The sequence below is a fragment of the Enterobacter nematophilus genome (assembly GCF_026344075.1).
Classification (GTDB): domain Bacteria; phylum Pseudomonadota; class Gammaproteobacteria; order Enterobacterales; family Enterobacteriaceae; genus Enterobacter; species Enterobacter nematophilus.
On the sequence record NZ_JAPKNE010000003.1, the window covers coordinates 535,490 to 556,896 of the forward strand.

Below are 21,407 nucleotides of genomic sequence, written 5' to 3' on the forward strand. Positions count from 1 at the left end.
ACGTGCATAGTATGAAACTGTGATCGTCCATACACAATTTGAATTGCTCTTAAATGCCCGAAATTTCGCGTGTTAAGCATTTTTTGGTATTTGCTTTTTCACGGCGTTATTCCATTGAGTAACTACTCATTCCAATTCGTAATTTCATTCGATCTAAGCCGCCCCCTATAGTCCCTCTATTCCTCGTTGTTAGTGAGTTGTTGCCTGTGGACTATCTGCCCCTTTTTGCCGCCTTAAAAGACCGACCGGTACTGGTTGTCGGCACGGGTGAAATTGCCGATCGCAAAATCGCGTTTCTGCAGCGCGCAGGGGCACAGGTGCGGGTTGTCGAAGAGGCGGATTTCGACGAGTCACAAATCGACAGCGTGGTGCTGGTGATTGCGGCGACTGAAAATCGGGAACTGAACCGGCGTATCTCCGAAGCCGCCCAGGCCCGTTACCGTCTGGTGAACGTGGTGGACGACCAGCCTTTATGCTCGTTTATCTTCCCGTCGATCGTTGACCGCTCGCCGCTGCTGGTGGCGATCTCCTCCGGCGGCACCGCGCCGGTGCTGGCGCGCGTGCTCCGGGAAAAGATCGAAGCGCTGCTGCCGACCAGCCTCGGGCGCATGGCGGAGAAAGCCAGCTTCTGGCGCAACCATTTAAAAAACCGCCTGACCAGCGTGACGGAACGCCGTCGCTTCTGGGAGCGCGTATTTCGCGGCCGCTTTGCCAGCCTGATGCAGGCGGGCAATGAGACGGCGGCGCAGAAAATTCTCGAAGACGAGTTGGATAACCCCGGCAGTACGGGCGGGGAGATCGTTCTGGTGGGGGCCGGGCCGGGCGATGCCGGGCTTCTGACCCTGCGCGGCCTGCAGATTCTGCAGGATGCCGACGTGGTGTTCTACGACCACCTGGTCACCGACGGCGTGCGCGAGCTGATCCGTCGCGATGCGGAGCAAATCTGCGTTGGCAAGCGGGCGGGGGAGCACTCCGTGCCGCAGCACGAGACCAACCAGATGCTGATTGCCGCCGCGAAAGCGGGCAAAACCGTGGTGCGCCTGAAAGGGGGCGACCCGTTCATTTTCGGTCGCGGCGGTGAAGAACTGCAGGCGGCAGCCGAGGCGGGCGTGCCGTTCCAGGTGGTGCCCGGCATCACGGCGGCATCGGCCGTGACGGCCTACGCCGGAATTCCGCTGACCCACCGCGATTACGCCCAGAGCGTCACCTTTGTGACCGGCCACTACAAGGCCGACAGCACGCCGTTCGACTGGTCGCACCTTGCCCAGAGCCGACAAACGCTGGCGATCTATATGGGCACGATGAAGGCCGCAGACATCAGCGAGCAGCTTATTCAGCACGGTCGCGAGGCGACCACGCCGGTAGCCGTGATCTCTCGCGGTACGCGCGTCGATCAGCATGTCGCTATCGGCACATTACAAGACCTTGCAACCCTGGCGAAAGACGCCCCGATGCCCGCCCTGATCGTGGTGGGAGAGGTGGTGCAGCTGCACAGCACCCTCGCCTGGTTCCAACACACAACCGATACAGAAGGCTTTGGTTCTTCTGTTGTAAATTTGGCTTAAGGAACGGTTATGGACCAAAAACGACTTACTCACCTGCGGCAGCTCGAAGCGGAAAGTATCCATATTATCCGCGAAGTGGCCGCCGAGTTCTCTAACCCGGTGATGATGTACTCCATCGGTAAAGATTCCAGCGTCATGCTGCACCTGGCGCGTAAAGCGTTTTATCCGGGCACGCTGCCGTTCCCGCTGCTGCACGTGGATACCGGCTGGAAATTCCGCGAAATGTACGAGTTCCGCGACCGTACCGCGAAAGCCTACGGCTGCGAGCTGCTGGTGCACAAAAACCCTGAAGGGGTGGCGATGGGCATTAACCCGTTCGTCCACGGCAGCGCCAAGCATACCGACATCATGAAAACCGAAGGGCTGAAGCAGGCGCTGAATAAATACGGTTTTGACGCGGCCTTCGGCGGCGCGCGCCGCGACGAGGAAAAATCCCGCGCCAAAGAGCGTATCTACTCCTTCCGCGACCGCTTCCACCGCTGGGATCCGAAAAACCAGCGCCCGGAGCTGTGGCACAACTACAACGGCCAGATCAACAAGGGCGAAAGCATTCGCGTCTTCCCGCTCTCTAACTGGACCGAGCTGGATATCTGGCAGTACATCTATCTGGAAAATATTGAGATTGTGCCGCTGTACCTGGCCGCCGAGCGCCCGGTGCTGGAGCGCGACGGCATGCTGATGATGATCGACGACGATCGTATTGATTTACAGCCGGGTGAAGTGATCAAAAAACAGATGGTGCGTTTCCGCACCCTCGGCTGCTGGCCGCTGACCGGCGCGGTGGAATCGAACGCGCAGACGCTGCCGGAGATCATCGAAGAGATGCTGGTGTCCACCACCAGCGAGCGACAGGGGCGCGTGATTGACCGCGACCAGGCAGGCTCCATGGAGCTGAAGAAACGTCAGGGTTATTTCTAAGGAGCCGCCATGAACACCACTATTGCTCAACAAATTGCCAACGAAGGCGGCGTAGAAGCGTATCTGCACGCCCAGCAGCACAAAAGCCTGCTGCGCTTTCTCACCTGCGGCAGCGTGGATGACGGGAAAAGTACCCTGATTGGCCGCCTGCTGCACGACACGCGCCAGATTTATGAAGATCAGCTCTCTTCCCTGCATAACGACAGCAAGCGTCATGGCACCCAGGGCGAAAAACTCGACCTGGCGCTGCTGGTGGACGGCCTGCAGGCGGAGCGCGAGCAGGGGATCACCATCGACGTGGCCTATCGCTATTTCTCTACCGAAAAGCGCAAATTTATTATCGCCGACACCCCGGGGCACGAGCAGTACACCCGCAATATGGCGACCGGCGCATCCACCTGCGATCTGGCGATCCTGCTGATGGACGCCCGTAAAGGCGTGCTGGATCAAACCCGTCGCCACAGCTTTATCTCCACGCTGCTTGGGATCAAACACCTGGTGGTGGCGGTCAACAAGATGGATCTGGTGAACTTCAGCGAAGAGAAATTCGAGGAGATCCGCCAGAGCTACCTGACCTTTGCCGAACAGTTGCCGGGCAACCTGGATATTCGCTTTGTGCCGCTCTCCGCGCTGGAAGGGGATAACGTCGCTTCCCAGAGCGCGAACATGCCGTGGTACAGCGGCCCGACGCTGCTGGAAGTGCTGGAGACCGTTGAGATCCAGCGCGTGGTTGATACCCAGCCAATGCGCTTCCCGGTGCAGTACGTGAACCGTCCTAACCTTGATTTCCGCGGCTTCTCCGGCACGATCGCCTCCGGTTCCGTGAAGGTGGGGCAGCGCGTTAAGGTGCTGCCATCCGGCGTGGAGTCGGCAATCGCTCGCATCGTGACGTTCGACGGCGACCTGCAGGAAGCCGGGGCAGGGGAAGCGGTTACGCTGGTGCTGAAGGACGAAATTGATATCAGCCGCGGTGACCTGCTGGTCGACGCGCAGGAGACGCTGGCAGCGGTGCAGGGCGCGTCCGTGGACGTGGTGTGGATGGCCGAACAGCCGCTGACCGCCGGACAGAGCTACGACATCAAAATTGCGGGCAAGAAAACCCGCGCCCGCGTGGACGGCATTCAGTTCCAGGTGGACATCAACAACCTGACCCATCGAGACGTGAGCGAGCTGCCGCTGAACGGTATTGGCCTGGTGGATCTGACCTTCGACGAGCCGCTGGTGCTGGATCCGTATCAGCAGAACCCGGTAACCGGGGGGCTGATCTTTATCGACCGTCTGACGAACGTTACCGTCGGCGCGGGGATGGTGCGTGAGCCAAACGAGCAGGCGACCGCGGCCTCTGAATTCAGCGCCTTCGAGCTGGAGCTTAACGCGCTGGTGCGTAAGCACTTCCCGCACTGGGGCGCCCGCGATCTGCTGGGAGGCAAGTAATGGCCGCCCATGATGAGAACATCGTCTGGCATCCTCATCCGGTCACCGTCGCCCAGCGCGAACAGCTCCACGGCCACCGTGGGGTTGTGCTGTGGTTTACCGGGCTGTCTGGCTCCGGTAAATCCACGGTAGCGGGCGCGCTGGAAGAGGCGCTGCATCAGCAGGGAGTAAGTACCTACCTGCTGGATGGCGACAACGTGCGTCACGGCCTGTGCAGCGATTTGGGGTTCAGCGACGACGACCGCAAAGAGAACATTCGCCGGGTAGGTGAAGTCGCCAGCCTGATGGCAGACGCCGGGCTGGTGGTGCTGACGGCGTTTATCTCGCCGCACCGCGCCGAGCGCCAGATGGTGCGCGAGCGCGTGGGGCAGGATCGCTTTATTGAAGTGTTTGTCGATACGCCGCTGGAGATCTGTGAAGCGCGCGATCCGAAAGGGTTGTACAAAAAAGCGCGTGCCGGCGAGCTGCGGAACTTCACCGGAATTGACTCGGTTTACGAAGCGCCTGAATCGCCTGAGATTCACCTGGAAGGTCAACAATTGGTAACAAATTTAGTAAGCCAATTATTAGACCTGCTCAGACGGGACGATATTATCAGATCCTGAGGCGGTATCGTTCGGGAGCTGTCTTCCCGCACGATGAGTCACGGTCACAGGATTAGCTATGCGCAACAGTGAAAACTACATTATCACCACCGGGTCGGAACCGTTAACCACCGACGATGAGACGACCTGGTCCTTCCCTGGGGCGATAGTCGGCTTTGCGTCGTGGTTACTGGCGCTGGGTATCCCGTTTTTGATCTACGGTGGTAACACCCTTTTCTTCTTTCTCTACACCTGGCCCTTCTTCCTGGCGCTAATGCCCGTTGCGGTCGTTGTAGGGGTTGCGCTGCACTCCCTTTTCAACGGCAGGCTCCTGTACAGTACGGTTATCACGATTGCCACCGTTGTCGCCATCTTTGGCCTGCTGTTTTTATGGCTGATGGGCTAACTTGCGACATAATTAAAACCCCGCAGTAGAGTCGAACGGAAAGTTATGGGATGATGATGCCGTTTTTTCAGGGGGCAGGATGGGTAAACTAACGCTGCTGTTGCTGGCTTTGCTGGTCTGGCTGCAATATTCGCTGTGGTTCGGTAAGAACGGACTGCACGACTACAGCCGGGTGAGCGATGACGTCGCGGCTCAGCAGGCAACTAATGCCAAACTTAAGGCGCGAAACGATCAACTCTTTGCTGAAATTGATGACCTCAATGGCGGCCAGGAGGCGATTGAGGAACGCGCGCGCAATGAACTCAGTATGACTAAGCCGGGCGAAACCTTTTATCGTCTGGTTCCGGATGCGTCTAAACGCAATCAGGGCTCAGCACAAAACAATCGATAATCAGGCCCAGGATTACGACATGGCAGCAACTTTTTCGGACGTATGTGCCGTGGTGCCGGCCGCAGGTTTTGGCCGGCGCATGCAGACAGAATGTCCCAAGCAGTACCTCTCAATTGGCGATAAAACAATCCTCGAGCACGCCGTGGCGGCGCTGCTGGCGCACCCGCGGGTGACGCACGTGGTCATCGCCATCAGTCCCGGCGATGCGCGTTTTGCGCAGCTGCCGCTGGCAAACCACCCACAAATTACCGTTGTCGATGGCGGCGCCGAGCGCGCCGATTCCGTGCTGGCGGGCATTCAGGCTGCCGGAAGCGCGCAGTGGGTGCTGGTCCATGACGCGGCGCGTCCGTGCCTGCATCAGGACGACCTGGCACGCCTGCTGGCGCTGAGCGAAACCAGTAAAGTGGGCGGCATTCTGGCCGCGCCGGTGCGCGACACCATGAAGCGTGCCGAGCCGGGCAAGCGTGCTATCGCCCACACCGTTGAGCGCGTCGACCTGTGGCACGCCCTGACGCCGCAATTTTTCCCCCGCGAACTGCTCCACGACTGCTTAACGCGCGCGCTTAACGAAGGCGCGACCATCACGGACGAAGCCTCCGCGCTGGAGTATTGCGGTTTTCACCCCACGCTTGTTGAAGGACGCGCTGATAATATAAAAGTGACGCGCCCGGAAGATTTACAGCTCGCGGAATTTTATCTTACCCGTTCGACCCATCAGGAGAAGGCATAATGCGAATTGGACACGGTTTTGATGTACACGCCTTTGGCGGAGAAGGCCCAATTATCATTGGCGGCGTACGTATTCCTTACGAAAAAGGGCTGCTGGCGCATTCTGATGGCGACGTGGCGCTGCATGCGCTGACCGACGCGCTGCTCGGCGCTGCCGCGCTGGGTGATATCGGCAAGCTGTTCCCGGACACCGATCCGGCCTTTAAAGGGGCGGACAGCCGCGAACTGCTGCGCGAAGCGTGGCGCCGCATTCAGGCCAGGGGTTACACCCTCGGCAACGTCGACGTGACGATTATTGCCCAGGCGCCGAAAATGCTGCCGCACATTCCGCAGATGCGCGTGTTTATCGCTGAAGATCTGGGCTGCCATATGGACGATGTCAACGTCAAAGCCACCACCACCGAGAAGCTGGGCTTTACCGGTCGTGGTGAAGGGATTGCCTGTGAAGCCGTGGCGCTGCTGGTAAAGGCGGCAAAATGACGGACTTCGATAACCTGACATACCTGCACGGCAAGCCGCAGGGGAACGGGGTGCTGAAAGCCAGCCCGGAAGATTTCCTCGTGGTTGAGGATCTGGGCTTTGAGCCTGATGGCGAAGGCGAACATATCCTGGTGCGTATTCTGAAAAACGGCTGCAACACCCGCTTTGTGGCCGACGCGCTGGCAAAATTCCTCAAAATTCACGCCCGGGAAGTGAGCTTTGCCGGGCAGAAAGATAAACACGCCGTCACCGAGCAGTGGCTCTGCGCGCGCGTGCCCGGCAATGCGATGCCTGATTTAAGCAAATTTGAGCTTGAAGGCTGTAAGGTGCTGGAGTACGCCCGTCACAAGCGCAAGCTGCGCCTCGGGGCGTTGAAAGGCAACGCGTTTACGCTGGTGCTGCGCGAAGTGACTGACCGTGAAGACGTTGAAAAACGCCTGAACGCCATCAATGAACGCGGCGTCCCGAACTACTTTGGCGCGCAGCGCTTTGGCATTGGCGGCAGCAACCTGCAGGGCGCGCTGCGCTGGGCGCAAAGCGATGCGCCGGTGCGCGACAGGAATAAACGCAGTTTTTGGTTGTCGGCGGCCCGCAGCGCGTTGTTTAATCAGATTGTGAGCGAAAGGCTGAAAAAACCGGACGCGAATCAAGTTGTTGTTGGCGATGCGCTACAATTAGCGGGACGCGGAAGCTGGTTTGTGGCAACGGCCGAAGAAATGGCCGATGTCCAGTCGCGCGTGGATGCCAAAGCGCTGATGATTACCGCAGCTTTGCCGGGCTCAGGCGACTGGGGCACCCAGGGCGACGCGCTGAGCGCTGAGCAGTCCGCCGTGGCGGATGCGCCGGAATTACAATCCTTGCTGGTGCGGGAAAAAGTCGAAGCAGCACGCCGCGCGATGCTGCTCTATCCGCAGCAGTTAAGCTGGAACTGGTGGGATGACGTGACCGTCGAGTTACGCTTCTGGCTGCCGGCAGGCAGCTTTGCCACCAGTGTTGTCAGGGAACTAATCAACACCTCGGGTGATTATGCGAATATTGCTGAGTAACGATGATGGGATCCACGCGCCGGGCATTCAGACCCTGGCGAAGCACCTCCGTGAATTTGCGGATGTGCAGGTTGTGGCTCCCGATCGTAACCGCAGTGGAGCGTCTAACTCACTGACGCTGGAGTCGTCGCTTCGCACCTTTACCTTTGAAAATGGCGATATTGCCGTGCAGATGGGCACGCCGACGGACTGCGTGTTTCTGGGCGTGAACGCGCTGATGTGCCCGCGTCCGGATATCGTTGTCTCCGGCATTAACGCCGGGCCGAACCTCGGCGATGACGTGATTTACTCCGGAACGGTAGCGGCGGCAATGGAGGGGCGCCATCTCGGGTTCCCGGCGCTGGCGGTCTCGTTAAACGGCCACACGCACTACGATACCGCCGCCGCGGTGACCTGTTCGATCCTGCGGGCGCTCGGCCGCGAGCCGCTGCGTACTGGGCGCATTCTTAACATCAACGTGCCGGATCTTCCTCTCAATGAGATTAAGGGCATTCGCGTTACGCGCTGCGGAAGCCGACACCCGGCCGATCAGGTGATCCCGCAGCAGGATCCTCGCGGCAACACCCTTTACTGGATCGGGCCTCCTGGCGATAAGTGCGATGCGGGTCCGGACACCGACTTTGCCGCCGTGGATGAAGGCTATGTCTCGGTGACTCCGCTACACGTAGATTTAACCGCGTATAGCGCGCATGATGTGGTGTCGGGCTGGCTGGATCGCGCAGGAGTGAACGCGCAATGGTAAGCAAACGTGTACAAACTCTTCTGGAACAACTTCGCGCACAGGGGATCCGCGACGAGCACGTGCTTGAGGCGCTCGCTCAGGTCCCGCGTGAGAAATTTGTAGACGAGGCGTTTGAACACAAAGCGTGGGAAAACGTTGCGCTGCCCATTGGGCAAGGCCAGACGATTTCGCAGCCTTACATGGTGGCGCGGATGACGGAGCTGCTGGAGCTCACGCCCGACTCTCGCGTGCTGGAGATTGGCACCGGTTCGGGGTATCAGACCGCCATCCTGGCGCATCTGGTGCACCATGTCTGTTCCGTAGAGCGGATCAAAGGTTTGCAGTGGCAGGCGCGTCGTCGCCTGAAACAACTTGATTTACATAATGTTTCGACACGACACGGTGATGGATGGCAGGGTTGGCAGGCTCGCGCCCCGTTTGACGCTATCATCGTGACGGCGGCTCCGCCTGAAATTCCCGCAGCGCTCTTGTCGCAGCTGGATGAGGGGGGCATTCTTGTTCTGCCCGTTGGGGACGAGCAGCAGCTTTTAAAGCGCGTTCGTCGGCGCGGCGGCGAGTATATTATCGATACCGTGGAAGCCGTGCGCTTTGTGCCTCTGGTAAAGGGGGAGTTGGCCTGAGACTCGGATTTATCCAGGGTTATTAAGGCAAATTCAGCGTATGGTGTGGCGCGAAAGATTCGTGTCATCACGGTAAATTTTAAGTCACTGGTAGTTAACACATTCCTGGGGGATAAATGAGCGCGGGAAGCCCTAAATTCACCATCAGCCGTGTTGCGGCATTATCACTGGTTTCGCTCTGGCTGGCAGGCTGTACAAGTTCTAACAACCCGCCTGCGCCCGTCAGTTCCGTCGGGGGAAACAGCGGCTCCGGTAACACGTCCAGCGGAATGTTGATCACGCCTCCGCCTAAAATGGGTACTGCTGCACCGCAGCAAACACCACAAATTCAGCCTGTGCAACATCCTGTTACACAGCCAACGCAGATTCAGCCAGTTGAACAGCCTGTTCAGACCCAAAATGGCCGCATAGTCTATAACCGCCAGTATGGGAACATTCCGAAAGGCAGCTATACCGGCGGCAGCACCTATACCGTCAAGCGCGGCGATACGCTGTTCTACATTGCCTGGATCACCGGGAACGATTTCCGTGACCTCGCGCAGCGCAATAACGTCCAGGCCCCGTATGCTCTGGAAGTTGGCCAAACGCTCCAGGTGGGCAACGCAACGGGTACGCCACTGACGCCTGGCAATACGGTTTCAGCGGCCGACGTGACGGCTCAAAATAACAGCGTTAAGCCTGCACAAAAATCCACCACGGTGGTTGCTTCACAACCTGTAATTACGTATTCTGAGGATTCAGGTGATCAGACTGCTAACAAAATGTTGCCGAATAATAAAGGGACTGCGACTGTTGTCACAGCACCGACCACGGCACCTGTGGTTAGCTCTACTGAACCGACTGCAAGCAGTCAGAATGCCAGTTCGTCCATCACTGCATGGCGCTGGCCAACTGACGGCAAGATTATCGAGAACTTCGCAACCTCTGAGGGTGGGAACAAAGGGATCGATATCGCAGGCAGTAAAGGACAGGCTATCATCGCGACCGCAGACGGACGCGTTGTGTATGCCGGTAACGCTCTGCGCGGTTACGGTAATCTGATTATCATCAAACATAACGATGATTACCTGAGTGCCTACGCCCATAACGACACAATGCTGGTCCGGGAACAACAAGAAGTTAAGGCGGGGCAAAAAATCGCTACCATGGGTAGCACCGGAACCAGTTCTACACGCTTGCATTTTGAAATTCGTTACAAGGGGAAATCCGTAAACCCGCTGCAGTATTTGCCGCAGCGATAAATTGACGGGGCATGCCAGCCAGGGTGTCTCGTTCAGGGATCACGGGTAGGAGCCACCTTATGAGTCAGAATACGCTGAAAGTTCATGATTTAAATGAAGACGCGGAATTTGATGAGAACGGAGCAGAGGCTTTTGACGAAAAAGCCTTAGTAGAAGAGGAACCCAGTGATAACGATTTGGCTGAAGAAGAGCTGTTATCGCAGGGCGCCACACAGCGTGTACTGGACGCGACTCAGCTTTACCTTGGGGAGATTGGTTACTCCCCACTGCTAACGGCCGAAGAAGAAGTCTATTTCGCACGTCGTGCTTTGCGTGGTGATGTTGCCTCGCGTCGTCGCATGATCGAAAGTAACCTGCGACTGGTCGTGAAAATTGCCCGCCGTTACGGCAATCGTGGTCTGGCTTTGCTGGATCTGATTGAAGAGGGCAACTTAGGTCTCATCCGCGCAGTTGAGAAGTTTGACCCGGAACGCGGGTTCCGTTTCTCAACCTACGCGACCTGGTGGATTCGTCAGACCATCGAACGGGCTATTATGAACCAGACCCGTACGATCCGACTGCCGATCCACATCGTCAAAGAGTTGAACGTCTATCTGCGTACCGCGCGCGAGTTGTCCCATAAACTGGACCACGAGCCAAGCGCAGAAGAAATTGCCGAACAACTCGACAAACCGGTTGATGACGTAAGCCGTATGCTGCGTCTCAACGAGCGCATTACCTCGGTTGACACCCCGCTGGGTGGCGACTCCGAAAAAGCGCTGCTGGACATCCTGGCCGATGAAAAAGACAACGGCCCGGAAGACACCACGCAGGACGATGACATGAAGCAGAGCATCGTCAAATGGCTGTTCGAACTGAACGCCAAACAGCGTGAAGTGCTGGCACGTCGTTTCGGTTTACTGGGGTATGAAGCTGCGACACTGGAAGACGTCGGCCGCGAAATTGGTCTGACTCGTGAACGTGTTCGTCAGATTCAGGTAGAAGGTCTGCGCCGCCTGCGTGAAATCCTGCAGGGGCAAGGTTTGAATATCGAAGCGCTGTTCCGCGAATAAGCATCCTTTCGTCAAAAAAGGCCCGTCGTGAGACGGGCCTTTTTCTTTTGTGCTACGGCTGTGCCGTTTCGTGCAGTAGACGCCATGCGATCCTGCCGTCTTCCTGATTAAGCACCGCGGTTGACCAGCGCACGTTGACGGGCAGCCCCGGCCGGGTCTGCGTCTCCCGGTAGTGAAGCACCGCGCCGTGGGGCCACGTCTGTCGCGTCGTTAATTCATCAATAACAATTTTCAGTCCGGGGCGGCTTCCTCGCTGGCTGTGCAAAAAGTCCACGAGGCCGCGATAGTCGATATGAACGCCACCCGGTGGGATCATCAGAAAATCTGGCCGGAAACGGGCGAGCAGGGCGTCGGAGTCGCCTTCACCTTTGCCTAACCAGTTTTCAAGCGCAATGTGGAGGTCGATAATGTCGTGTTCAAAAGGCGTCATGAATTCTCCTGTCGCAGCTGGGCGAGCACCTGCGTATTGTTAAGTCGGAAAACGTACAGTACAGGCAATAAGGTCATGCCTGCGGCAAAAAGAAACATTCCGTGCCAGGCGGCGAGCGGCGCCAGATAACTCTGCGCCAGACTCAGCACCTCTGCCAGCAGCAGGGCGCCGGCAAAAAAGCTTAACTGACGATTGAGATTCCACAGCGCGCTGGCATCCGGCATCTCTTCCCGGCGCGTTGTCAGAAAAGCGCTGCTCTGAGCGGTGCTGCTGCACAGGCTTCCCCCCGCGCCCATCAGGGTAAACGCAACGACAGGTAGCAGCGTAGCCGAGCTAACGTTAAGCAAAAGCAGGATGCCCGTCGCCTGCAGCAGGCAGCCGATGACAATCAGCGGCTGTGGGCCGATACGGTTAAAATAGCGTCCCGTCGCCGTGATGGCGATAAACGATGCTATGGACCAGGGCAGCATGAGCATTCCCGTTGCGGATGGGCTCATGTTCGCCTCGTGCTGAAGATAAAACATGCCCGTAACGTTCACCCCAATAAACATGCCGGGTACGCATACATAGACAAGCATGGAAAAACGCAAAAGCGGGTCTGCGAGCAACCGCAGGTTGAGCAGTCTGGCCGCTTTCATCACGGGTATTTCGTGTTTAAGCCACAGGCAGGCCAACGCAAAGGTCACGATAGCGACCGGTAGCGTCGCGAAAAATATCCACCGCCAGCCTAGCGTCTGCACCAGTACGCCCCCGATAGCGGGGGAGCAGGCGGGAGCAAGCAGCGCGACCAGCATCACCGCCGAGGAGAGTCTGGCCCGCTCGTGAGGCTGAAACAGTTGCCAGGTCAGCGCCTGTCCGACGGGGATCAGTAAGCCACCGCCCACGCCCTGCAGCACGCGCCAGGCGATCAGACTTTCCAGCGTTGCAGACAGGCCTGCCGCAGCGGAGGCTGCGCTGAACAGAAAAAGCGAGATCAGGATGACCCGCTTTGGTCCGAAGCGGCGCGTGAGCATGCTGCTGAACGGGATCGCCAGCGTCAGGCCGGCGATGTACCCGTTACTGACCCAGGCAAGCGCTGAAGGCGTGGCGTTAAGAGCTTGCGCCATCGCCGGAAAAGCGACGCTGGCAATAAACATGTTGATCAAATCAAGAAAAAAGCCCAGCAGATAGACGGCGGCGACTTTACTGCGATACGTCATGGTGGATCCTCCCGTGAGGTGGCGTATCGTATCGACCGCGGAAGCACGGATAAACCTGACAAAGCGCGATATACTGTCAAAAAAATTTTGACGGTAAAGGGCGTGATGATGATTAACCTACAGCGGACGCAGATGTTTGTTGCGGTGGCCGACACCGGCAGCTTTACTGCCGCAGCCGATGCGCTGGGCCTGACAAAAGCCGTGGTCAGCTTTAATATTCGCCAGCTCGAAGCGGAGCTGGGGGTGACATTGCTGCTGCGCTCCACCCGTCGCCTGACGTTAACCGAGGCGGGTGCGCTTTTTCATCAACGCAGCGTGGCGCTTCTGAAGGACGCCGAACAGCTGCAGGATGATGTTCGCGCGAATCATGCAGGACTCACGGGTGAATTGCGGATCACCACCACGCCTGAGTATGGCTCGCGGGTCGTGGTACCGTTGCTGGCAAGGTTTAGCCAGCTGCACCCGGCGCTTCGCGTGCGTCATGTTTCGTCTTCACTCCATGCCGACCTTATCTCAGAGCGCTTTGACGTGGCTATCCGGTTGGGAACGCTTACCGATTCGCGCTACCACGCCGCATTGATTTCACATTTTTCCATCCTGCCCGTCGCGACGCCCGAGTGGCGGGTGAATCATCCGGTTGAATCGCTTGATCAGCTGGCACACGCCGACTGGATTATTCACGAGCGCTTAGCTTCGCCGCTGCGCTGGCAGGTGAAAGCTGCCAGCGGTGCGCCTGAAATGCTGGAGATAAAAAAAGCGCCGCGCCTGTTTGCCGACAGCGCTCAGGCGCTTATGGCCTTTGCGCTCGCGGGAAGTGGCGTGGCGTTACTGCCGGAATGGCTGGTGCGCGATGCGCTTGATGCGGGAAAACTGGTCCCGGTTTTACCGGGATATACCTTCGCGCGGCAGGGCATCCACGCGGTTTATCCGGATGCCCGGCACGTGCCCGCGAAAGTGCGCACCTTCATTGATTTTATGCGCGCCAGCGTGAATTAATCGTGCATCATCTTTTTGATGAGCGCAGAGAACTGCTCCCGCTCGGCTTTATTAAGGCGCCCTAAAAACGCCTCGTCCACCTCGTTGCCGACCGGCTGGCAGCCTGCAAGCAGGGCCTCGCCTTCCGGCGTCAGGAAGACAAACCGGCGGCGCTTATCTGCGGGATCGTGCTCGCGTTTGACCAGCCCGCGCGCCTCCATTCGGCTAAGCATTTCCGCCAGGGTCGCCTTCGTGCTGACCGCCACTTCAGTCAATGCCACCTGTTCGATGCCCGGATGTTCGGCAATGGAGCGCATCACCGCATACTGCGGCTTGGTCAGTTCCGGCAGGGCATGCTGCCACTTAGCGGTATGTTGTTGAAAAAGCTGACGTAACAGGTGGAACGCCTCTTGTCTTAGTTCCATGAACACTCCGACAGAAAAAATCACCCCCTATGATAGCCGCTAAAGCCCGGGATGATAACGCGGCATTTTTTAGCAATTAGTGTGATCGTATGCGAACGATCTTGTCAGAAAAATAATCCGGGAGTAGTTTATCTATAATGTTCGTACACGAACAAATTGATTGAGGTGATGAATGAGATTGATCGTTGGAATGACGGGGGCCACGGGGGCTCCGCTGGGCGTGGCGCTGCTGCAGGCGCTGAGGGAAATGCCGGAGGTGGAGACTCATCTGGTGATGTCGAAGTGGGCAAAAACTACCGTTGAGCTGGAAACGCCTTTCAGCGTGCAGGACGTTGCTGCGCTGGCTGACGTTGTCCACAGCCCGGCTGACCAGGCCGCCACCATCTCCTCCGGCTCGTTTCGCACCGACGGCATGATCGTCATTCCCTGCAGCATGAAAACGCTGGCGGGGATCCGCGCCGGTTACGCCGAAGGGCTGGTGGGCCGTGCGGCGGATGTGGTGCTGAAAGAGGGGCGTAAGCTGGTGCTGGTTCCTCGCGAAACGCCGCTCAGCACCATTCATCTGGAGAACATGCTGGCGCTTTCCCGCATGGGCGTGGCGATGGTGCCGCCTATGCCCGCGTATTACAACCACCCGCAAACCGCCGATGACATCACCCAGCATATCGTGACCCGCGTGCTTGACCAGTTCGGTCTGGAGCACAAAAAGGCGCGCCGCTGGAGCGGCTTGCGGGAGGCGAAACATTTTTCACAGGAGAACAAAGATGGCATTTGATGATTTGAGAAGCTTCCTGCAGGCGCTCGATGAGCAAGGGCAACTGCTGAAAATTGAGGAAGAGGTGAATGCAGAGCCGGATCTGGCGGCGGCAGCCAACGCCACCGGTCGTATTGGAGACGGCGCGCCCGCGCTGTGGTTTGACAATATTCGCGGCTTTACCGACGCCCGCGTGGTGATGAATACCATCGGCTCCTGGCAGAACCACGCCATATCAATGGGGCTGCCTGCCAATACCCCGGTAAAAAAACAGATCGATGAGTTCATTCGCCGCTGGGATAAATTCCCGATCGCGCCGGAGCGCCGCGCCAACCCAGCCTGGGCGCAGAATACGGTGGACGGTGAAGACATTAACCTGTTCGATATCCTCCCGCTGTTTCGCCTGAACGACGGTGACGGCGGTTTTTATCTCGATAAAGCGTGTGTTGTCTCACGCGATCCGCTCGATCCGGATCACTTCGGCAAGCAGAACGTCGGCATTTACCGCATGGAAGTGAAGGGCAAGCGCAAGCTCGGCCTCCAGCCGGTACCGATGCACGATATCGCCCTGCACCTGCACAAAGCGGAAGAGCGCGGGCAAGATCTGCCGATTGCGATAACCCTCGGCAACGACCCGATTATTACGCTGATGGGCGCAACGCCGCTGAAATACGATCAGTCCGAGTATGAAATGGCCGGTGCGCTGCGTGAAAGCCCGTACCCGATTGCCACCGCGCCGCTGACCGGCTTCGACGTGCCGTGGGGGTCTGAAGTGATCCTGGAAGGGGTGATTGAAGGGCGTAAACGTGAAATCGAAGGGCCGTTCGGCGAGTTTACCGGGCACTATTCCGGCGGTCGTAACATGACGGTAGTCCGTATCGATAAAGTATCTTACCGCACCAAACCGATTTTCGAATCCCTCTACCTCGGCATGCCGTGGACCGAGATTGACTACCTGATGGGACCGGCCACCTGCGTGCCGCTTTACCAGCAGCTGAAAGCGGAATTCCCTGAAGTGCAGGCGGTGAACGCGATGTACACCCACGGCCTGCTGGCGATTATATCGACTAAAAAACGCTACGGCGGTTTTGCTCGCGCGGTCGGTTTGCGTGCCATGACCACGCCGCATGGCCTGGGCTACGTGAAGATGGTGATTATGGTGGATGAGGATGTCGATCCGTTCAACCTCCCACAGGTGATGTGGGCGCTGTCATCGAAGGTAAACCCGGCAGGAGACCTGGTGCAACTGCCGAACATGTCGGTGCTTGAACTCGACCCAGGCTCCAGCCCGGCGGGCATTACCGACAAACTGATTATTGATGCCACCACGCCTGTTGCACCGGACACCCGTGGCCACTACAGCCAGCCGGTACAGGATCTGCCTGAAACCAAAGCCTGGGCTGAAAAACTGACCGCGATGCTGGCAGCACGCCAATAAGGAGGAAAAGATGATTTGTCCACGTTGTGCCGATGAGCATATTGAAGTGATGGCGACATCACCGGTGAAAGGGGTCTGGACGGTCTATCAGTGCCAGCACTGTCTGTACACCTGGCGCGATACCGAACCGCTGCGCCGTACCAGCCGCGAGCACTACCCGGAAGCGTTCCGTATGACGCAGAAGGATATTGATGAAGCGCCGCAGGTGCCGACGGTTCCACCGTTGTTATAAGCAAAACGGCAACGTAAGTTGCCGTTTTCATGTTTTCACCCTCTCCCTGTGGGAGAGGGCTGGGTTGAGGGAAAAAGACCGTAGAAAACTAAACCAGACTCTTCAACCGGTAAATCCACTCCAGCGCCTGACGCGGCGTCAGTGAATCCGGGTCGAGGTTCTCCAGCGCTTCCACCGCAGGAGACGTTTCTTCCGCTGGTGCCAACAGCGACATCTGGGTGCCATCGATCTGCGTCGCCGCCGCATTCGGCGAGAGGCTTTCCAGCTCACGCAGCTTCTGGCGAGCGCGCTTGATCACCTCTTTCGGAACACCTGCCAGCGCCGCGACGGCCAGACCATAGCTCTTGCTCGCCGCGCCATCCTGCACCGTGTGCATAAAAGCGATGGTGTCGCCGTGCTCCAGCGCATCAAGATGAACGTTAGCCACGCCTTCCATTTTCTCCGGCAGCTGCGTCAGCTCGAAGTAGTGGGTGGCGAACAGCGTCATGGCCTTGATTTTATTCGCGAGACTTTCGGCGCAGGCCCAGGCCAGCGACAGGCCGTCATAGGTTGAGGTTCCGCGTCCCACTTCGTCCATCAGCACCAGGCTGTGCTCCGTCGCGTTATGCAGAATGTTAGCCGTTTCGGTCATCTCGACCATGAAGGTTGAGCGACCGCTCGCCAGATCGTCCGCTGCCCCAACGCGGGTGAAGATACGGTCGATGGGGCCAATCTCCACTTTTTGCGCCGGGACGTAGCTGCCGATATACGCGAGCAAAGCAATCAGCGCCGTCTGGCGCATATAGGTACTCTTACCGCCCATGTTCGGGCCGGTAATGATCAGCATTCTTCTCTGCGGCGAGAGGCTCAGCGGGTTGGCGATGAACGGTTCGTTCAGGACCTGCTCGACGACCGGGTGACGGCCTTTCGTAATACGAATGCCTGGCTTGTCGGTAAAGGTCGGACAGGTATAGTTCAGCGTTTCAGCCCGTTCAGCCAGGTTTACCAGCACGTCCAGCTCCGCCAGCGCGCTGGCGCACAGCTGCAGGTCAGCAAGGTGCGGCATCAGCATGTCAAACAGCTCGTCATACAGCTGTTTTTCCAGCGCCAGGGCTTTGCCTTTCGAGGTGAGCACTTTGTCTTCGTACTCTTTCAGCTCGGGAATGATGTAGCGCTCGGCGTTTTTCAATGTCTGGCGGCGGACGTAGTGAATCGGCGCCAGATGGCTCTGCCCGCGGCTGATCTGAATGTAGTAACCGTGTACCGCGTTATACCCCACTTTCAGGGTGTCGAGCCCAAGACGCTCGCGTTCGCGGATTTCCAGCTTATCGAGGTAGTCCGTCGCGCCGTCTGCCAGCGCGCGCCATTCGTCCAGCTCCTCGTTGTATCCAGGGGCAATCACGCCGCCGTCGCGCACCAGAACCGGAGGGGCATCAATAATGGCGCGCTCCAGCAGCTCGCGAAGCTCGGTGAATTCGCCCATCGTTTCGCGGAGTTTCTGCACCGGCGCGCTGTCAACGTCGCTCAGCTGCGCTCGCAGTTCCGGCAGCTGCTGGAAAGCATGACGCATACGCGCAAGGTCGCGCGGGCGCGCGGTGCGCAGAGCCAGACGGGCCAGGATACGCTCCAGATCGCCCACCTGGCGCAGGACCGGCTGCAGCTCGGTATAGCGATCCTGCAGGGCGGCAATGGTCTGCTGACGGCAGACAAGTGTATCCGTATCGCGAATCGGCATATGCAGCCAGCGTTTCAGCATGCGGCTGCCCATTGGCGTTACCGTGCTGTCGAGCACCGATGCGAGCGTGTTTTCAACGCCACCCGCCAGGTTCTGGGTGATCTCCAGGTTACGTCGCGTGGCGGCATCCATGATGATGCTGTCCTGCTGGCGCTCCATGGTAATAGAGCGGATATGCGGCAGGGCGGTGCGCTGGGTGTCTTTCACGTACTGCAGGAGGCAACCTGCGGCACACAGCCCGCGCGGAGCATTTTCCACGCCAAAGCCAATCAGATCGCGGGTGCCAAACTGCAGGTTCAGCTGCTGGCGCGCGGTATCAATTTCGAATTCCCACAGCGGGCGGCGTCGCAATCCGCGACGGCCTTCAATCAGCGCCATTTCGGCGAAGTCTTCGGCGTAGAGCAATTCTGCCGGGTTGGTGCGCTGCAGTTCGGCAGCCATCGTTTCGCGGTCAGTCGGCTCACTCAGGCGAAAACGCCCGGAGCTGATGTCCAGCGTGGCGTAGCCAAAACCCTTGCCGTCCTGCCACAGCGCCGCCAGCAGGTTATCCTGGCGCTCCTGAAGCAGGGCTTCATCACTGATGGTGCCTGGCGTGACGATGCGTACGACTTTGCGCTCAACCGGGCCTTTCGAGGTTGCCGGATCGCCGATCTGCTCGCAGATGGCAACGGACTCGCCCTGATTCACCAGCTTAGCCAGATAGTTTTCAACCGCGTGGTGCGGGATACCGGCCATCGGGATGGGCTCGCCTGCGGATGCGCCACGTTTGGTTAGCGAGATGTCGAGCAACTGCGATGCACGCTTAGCATCGTCATAAAACAGCTCGTAAAAATCGCCCATACGGTAAAACAGCAGGATTTCCGGATGCTGTGCCTTCAGCTTCAGATACTGCTGCATCATTGGCGTATGTGCGTCGAAATTGTCGATTGTGCTCATGGAGTTATGATGTCCATTTCTTTGAAAATAAACCGTTTTGAGCGGCTCAGTGGCCGTTAGTTCCTTCTATTGTCGCATGAAAAAAAGGTACGGCGCAGAAAAATGTGGCGGCTTTACGAGGCGCCTTCTGACATTAACTCAATGACGATTTTTCCATGCTCAACGCCCACCCTGACCTGGGAGTTGGTGGTAAAGCCCGCTTTCTCAAGCCAGTCTCCTTTTAAGCTCAGCGCTGCATGCACGCTGTATCGCTTTGGTATCTTCGTTTTTCGATCCTCGTGACGTTTTCTGAAATATCCCACTTTTAAATGGCGGTAGGGTTTGCCGAACGCGATCTCTTTCATAGGGTCTCCAGACTATACGGACAACGGTCATTCCTGATGCCTGTATAAAATACCAGTGATTTTCAGGAGGTGCAGGGTTAATAGTGGAATCAGGCTTCAGAAAACGGAATGCAACACCTGAAATCCACAGTATAAAAGTGTATTATTGATGCATCTTATTGTTCGGTAAGTCGCTATGACCGGTAAACGCATATCACGAGAAAAAGAGACCATCGCGAAAATGATCGCGTTGTACGCAAAGCAGTGTCCAGAGGCTTCTCAGGAAGCGGGGCATTATCAGGTGCTCAACGCGTACGCCGATAAGCGCCTGGATAAGTGCGTTTTTGGTGAAGAAAAGCCCGCCTGCAAACAATGCCCGGTGCACTGCTACCAGCCTGCCAGACGTGAAGAGATGAAGCAGATTATGCGCTGGGCGGGGCCGCGTATGTTATGGCGACACCCCATTCTGACCGTCCGTCATCTGATGGATGACCGTCGTCCGGTGCCGGAGCTGCCGGAAAAGTATCGCCCGAAAAAGTAAGCCGTTCAGCTTCGTAGCGGGCGGCAAATCACGTTCAGGGCCAGCGCGCTGCACAGTGGAAAGAGCGCCAGCAGCAGCCACGGGTAAATCGCCTGCGTTGAAGGCACCAGCGCGCGATCCAGCAGGCTGCCAAAAAGCAAGTTTCCGGCCAGTACCGCAATGCCTCCGGCGGTGGAGAGTGCGCCGTAGTGCGCGCCCAGCGTGGATTCATCGGCGAACCGCGGAATGAGATCTTTTGCCGAGGGCACCAGCAGCATCTGCCCCAGCGTCAGCAGCGTGACAAACGAGACCGAGGGCAGAAGCCGCAGCCAGCCTTCAGGCGGTTCTGTTGCTGCAAACGCCGCCACGCTCGCAAAGGCGGCGGAAAGCAGCAAAAAGCCCACCGGCAGAATGTTCACCGCGCCCACGCGACGGGCGAAACGCGCCAGCGGCAGCTGTAAGGTAATAATCAGAACGGAGGCCAGCATAAAAAGCGGGCCAAGATCTTTCTCGTTACCGCCGGAGCGCTGGATCTCTACCGGCAGCGCCAGATAGAGCTGGTTATAGCTTAACAGCCAGGAGCTGTAGGCAATGATAAAGGCGACAAAGCGAGGCTGTCGGAACGTCGTCCACCAGGGCACTATTTTTATCTTCTGTAAACGGTGCCCGGCAGCAGGCAGACAGAAGTAAAGCACCACTAGCGCAATGATAAAGACGCCAGCCCCCGCCAGCGCCACCTGGCGGAAGCCAAGCCCCGTTAGCAGGGCGCCAGCAACCGGGCCCAGTACCGCGCCGAGCTCCCCGCAGACGGCAAAGAGCGCAAACCACTCCGCCCGGCTTCGTTTCCCCTTCGCCTCGCTGTTCGTCCCCGCTTTCGCCAGCAATGACTCAATAGCCGGAGAAAATAACGCGCCGCCGACGCCCGTCAGACACGCGCCCAGAATAATCGGCCACAGCGATCCCCCGAAGGCCAGCAGCAGATAGCCTGAAACACGAACTATACAGCCGCTGAGGATAACCACTTTCGCGCCAAACCGGTCCGAGAGCGCACCGCCAACGATAAACATCCCCTGCTGCGAGAACGTGCGCAGGCCCAGGATCAGCCCGATAAGCCCGCCGGAGAGCAGCATGTCGTCGCGCAGAAATATCGCCAGAAAGGGAACGACGGCGTAAAACCCAATGTTAAAAACAAACTGGCTACCCAGTAAAACGGGCGGCCAGAGCGTGGTGGCGGGGCGAAGGGACATTGTCGA

Annotated in this window: 24 protein-coding genes; 18 read left to right on the top strand and 6 right to left on the bottom strand. The window is 58.0% G+C overall.

What is annotated here, in order from left to right; genetic code table 11:
- Positions 1-215 precede the first annotated feature (215 nt).
- The 13 genes from cysG (at position 216) to rpoS (ending at position 11,208) form a co-directional block, all read left to right on the top strand.
- Positions 216-1,565, top strand: coding sequence for a siroheme synthase CysG (gene cysG / locus OSH03_RS12220; protein ID WP_266179218.1), 1,350 nt, complete (start codon positions 216-218; stop codon positions 1,563-1,565).
- Between the two features lie 9 nt (positions 1,566-1,574).
- Positions 1,575-2,483 (top strand): sulfate adenylyltransferase subunit CysD, encoded by a 909-nt coding sequence (cysD, locus tag OSH03_RS12225; protein WP_008499613.1) that lies wholly within the window; start codon positions 1,575-1,577, stop codon positions 2,481-2,483.
- A 9-nt stretch (positions 2,484-2,492) separates the two neighbouring features.
- On the top strand, positions 2,493-3,917 hold the full coding sequence (cysN, locus tag OSH03_RS12230; RefSeq protein WP_061097241.1) for a sulfate adenylyltransferase subunit CysN: 1,425 nt from the start codon (positions 2,493-2,495) through the stop codon (positions 3,915-3,917).
- The gene (gene cysC, locus OSH03_RS12235; RefSeq protein ID WP_266179171.1) at positions 3,917-4,522 is read left to right on the top strand and encodes an adenylyl-sulfate kinase; all 606 of its coding nucleotides are present in this window, start codon (positions 3,917-3,919) and stop codon (positions 4,520-4,522) included. Before cysN ends, cysC begins: the two co-directional genes overlap by 1 nt.
- A 58-nt stretch (positions 4,523-4,580) precedes the next feature.
- The gene (locus OSH03_RS12240; protein WP_061097242.1) at positions 4,581-4,907 is read left to right on the top strand and encodes a DUF3561 family protein; all 327 of its coding nucleotides are present in this window, start codon (positions 4,581-4,583) and stop codon (positions 4,905-4,907) included.
- Positions 4,908-4,986: 79 nt separating this feature from the next.
- Positions 4,987-5,298, top strand: a complete 312-nt coding sequence (gene ftsB / locus OSH03_RS12245) for a cell division protein FtsB (RefSeq protein WP_003862095.1) — start codon at positions 4,987-4,989, stop codon at positions 5,296-5,298.
- A 19-nt stretch (positions 5,299-5,317) separates the two neighbouring features.
- The gene (gene ispD, locus OSH03_RS12250) at positions 5,318-6,028 is read left to right on the top strand and encodes a 2-C-methyl-D-erythritol 4-phosphate cytidylyltransferase (protein ID WP_028014240.1); all 711 of its coding nucleotides are present in this window, start codon (positions 5,318-5,320) and stop codon (positions 6,026-6,028) included.
- On the top strand, positions 6,028-6,507 hold the full coding sequence (gene ispF / locus OSH03_RS12255; protein WP_006178233.1) for a 2-C-methyl-D-erythritol 2,4-cyclodiphosphate synthase: 480 nt from the start codon (positions 6,028-6,030) through the stop codon (positions 6,505-6,507). The genes ispD and ispF overlap by 1 nt, the downstream gene beginning before the upstream one ends.
- Positions 6,504-7,553 (top strand): tRNA pseudouridine(13) synthase TruD, encoded by a 1,050-nt coding sequence (gene truD / locus OSH03_RS12260; protein ID WP_048956588.1) that lies wholly within the window; start codon positions 6,504-6,506, stop codon positions 7,551-7,553. The genes ispF and truD overlap by 4 nt, the downstream gene beginning before the upstream one ends.
- The gene (gene surE / locus OSH03_RS12265; RefSeq protein ID WP_266179172.1) at positions 7,534-8,295 is read left to right on the top strand and encodes a 5'/3'-nucleotidase SurE; all 762 of its coding nucleotides are present in this window, start codon (positions 7,534-7,536) and stop codon (positions 8,293-8,295) included. Before truD ends, surE begins: the two co-directional genes overlap by 20 nt.
- Complete coding sequence (locus tag OSH03_RS12270) at positions 8,289-8,915, top strand: protein-L-isoaspartate(D-aspartate) O-methyltransferase (protein ID WP_028014237.1); 627 nt, start codon at positions 8,289-8,291, stop codon at positions 8,913-8,915. The genes surE and OSH03_RS12270 overlap by 7 nt, the downstream gene beginning before the upstream one ends.
- A 116-nt stretch (positions 8,916-9,031) precedes the next feature.
- On the top strand, positions 9,032-10,156 hold the full coding sequence (nlpD, locus tag OSH03_RS12275) for a murein hydrolase activator NlpD (RefSeq protein WP_061097244.1): 1,125 nt from the start codon (positions 9,032-9,034) through the stop codon (positions 10,154-10,156).
- Between the two features lie 59 nt (positions 10,157-10,215).
- The gene (gene rpoS / locus OSH03_RS12280) at positions 10,216-11,208 is read left to right on the top strand and encodes an RNA polymerase sigma factor RpoS (RefSeq protein ID WP_013098493.1); all 993 of its coding nucleotides are present in this window, start codon (positions 10,216-10,218) and stop codon (positions 11,206-11,208) included.
- A 52-nt stretch (positions 11,209-11,260) separates the two neighbouring features.
- Here rpoS and OSH03_RS12285 read toward each other — a convergent pair whose 3' ends face one another.
- Both OSH03_RS12285 and OSH03_RS12290 read right to left on the bottom strand, forming a co-directional pair.
- Positions 11,261-11,638: a DUF4440 domain-containing protein gene (locus OSH03_RS12285; protein ID WP_266179173.1), complete on the bottom strand. Its 378-nt coding sequence runs from the start codon at positions 11,636-11,638 to the stop codon at positions 11,261-11,263.
- Positions 11,635-12,837 carry an MFS transporter gene (locus OSH03_RS12290; RefSeq protein ID WP_266179174.1) on the bottom strand — a complete coding sequence of 401 codons (1,203 nt, stop codon included), beginning with the start codon at positions 12,835-12,837 and terminating at the stop codon, positions 11,635-11,637. The genes OSH03_RS12285 and OSH03_RS12290 overlap by 4 nt, the downstream gene beginning before the upstream one ends.
- A gap of 108 nt (positions 12,838-12,945) precedes the next feature.
- Between OSH03_RS12290 and OSH03_RS12295 the strand changes: the two genes are divergently transcribed.
- Entirely contained in the window at positions 12,946-13,833 is an 888-nt protein-coding gene (locus tag OSH03_RS12295) for a LysR family transcriptional regulator (protein ID WP_266179219.1), read from the top strand.
- Here the strand turns inward: OSH03_RS12295 and OSH03_RS12300 are convergent.
- Positions 13,830-14,237 carry a MarR family winged helix-turn-helix transcriptional regulator gene (locus OSH03_RS12300; protein ID WP_061097247.1) on the bottom strand — a complete coding sequence of 136 codons (408 nt, stop codon included), beginning with the start codon at positions 14,235-14,237 and terminating at the stop codon, positions 13,830-13,832. The two genes, OSH03_RS12295 and OSH03_RS12300, sit on opposite strands and share 4 nt — an antisense overlap.
- 172 nt (positions 14,238-14,409) lie before the next feature.
- On the opposite strand from OSH03_RS12300, the gene OSH03_RS12305 reads away from it, so the two are divergent.
- The 3 genes from OSH03_RS12305 to OSH03_RS12315 are packed head-to-tail and all read left to right on the top strand — an operon-like array spanning position 14,410 to position 16,661.
- Complete coding sequence (locus OSH03_RS12305; RefSeq protein ID WP_266179175.1) at positions 14,410-15,012, top strand: non-oxidative hydroxyarylic acid decarboxylases subunit B; 603 nt, start codon at positions 14,410-14,412, stop codon at positions 15,010-15,012.
- On the top strand, positions 15,002-16,429 hold the full coding sequence (locus OSH03_RS12310) for a non-oxidative hydroxyarylic acid decarboxylases subunit C (RefSeq protein ID WP_266179176.1): 1,428 nt from the start codon (positions 15,002-15,004) through the stop codon (positions 16,427-16,429). The genes OSH03_RS12305 and OSH03_RS12310 overlap by 11 nt, the downstream gene beginning before the upstream one ends.
- Positions 16,430-16,439: 10 nt before the next feature.
- Entirely contained in the window at positions 16,440-16,661 is a 222-nt protein-coding gene (locus tag OSH03_RS12315; protein WP_148421244.1) for a non-oxidative hydroxyarylic acid decarboxylases subunit D, read from the top strand.
- 88 nt (positions 16,662-16,749) lie between these two features.
- Here OSH03_RS12315 and mutS read toward each other — a convergent pair whose 3' ends face one another.
- Together mutS and OSH03_RS12325 are read right to left on the bottom strand one after the other, a co-directional pair.
- Positions 16,750-19,311 carry a DNA mismatch repair protein MutS gene (mutS, locus tag OSH03_RS12320; protein WP_266179177.1) on the bottom strand — a complete coding sequence of 854 codons (2,562 nt, stop codon included), beginning with the start codon at positions 19,309-19,311 and terminating at the stop codon, positions 16,750-16,752.
- Between the two features lie 113 nt (positions 19,312-19,424).
- Complete coding sequence (locus OSH03_RS12325; RefSeq protein WP_061097251.1) at positions 19,425-19,655, bottom strand: SymE family type I addiction module toxin; 231 nt, start codon at positions 19,653-19,655, stop codon at positions 19,425-19,427.
- A 175-nt stretch (positions 19,656-19,830) separates the two neighbouring features.
- On the opposite strand from OSH03_RS12325, the gene OSH03_RS12330 reads away from it, so the two are divergent.
- Positions 19,831-20,175 (top strand): nitrous oxide-stimulated promoter family protein, encoded by a 345-nt coding sequence (locus OSH03_RS12330; RefSeq protein ID WP_266179178.1) that lies wholly within the window; start codon positions 19,831-19,833, stop codon positions 20,173-20,175.
- A 5-nt stretch (positions 20,176-20,180) separates the two neighbouring features.
- Here the strand turns inward: OSH03_RS12330 and OSH03_RS12335 are convergent, their stop codons facing one another.
- Positions 20,181-21,401 carry an MDR family MFS transporter gene (locus OSH03_RS12335; protein WP_266179179.1) on the bottom strand — a complete coding sequence of 407 codons (1,221 nt, stop codon included), beginning with the start codon at positions 21,399-21,401 and terminating at the stop codon, positions 20,181-20,183.
- Positions 21,402-21,407: the final 6 nt, after the last annotated feature.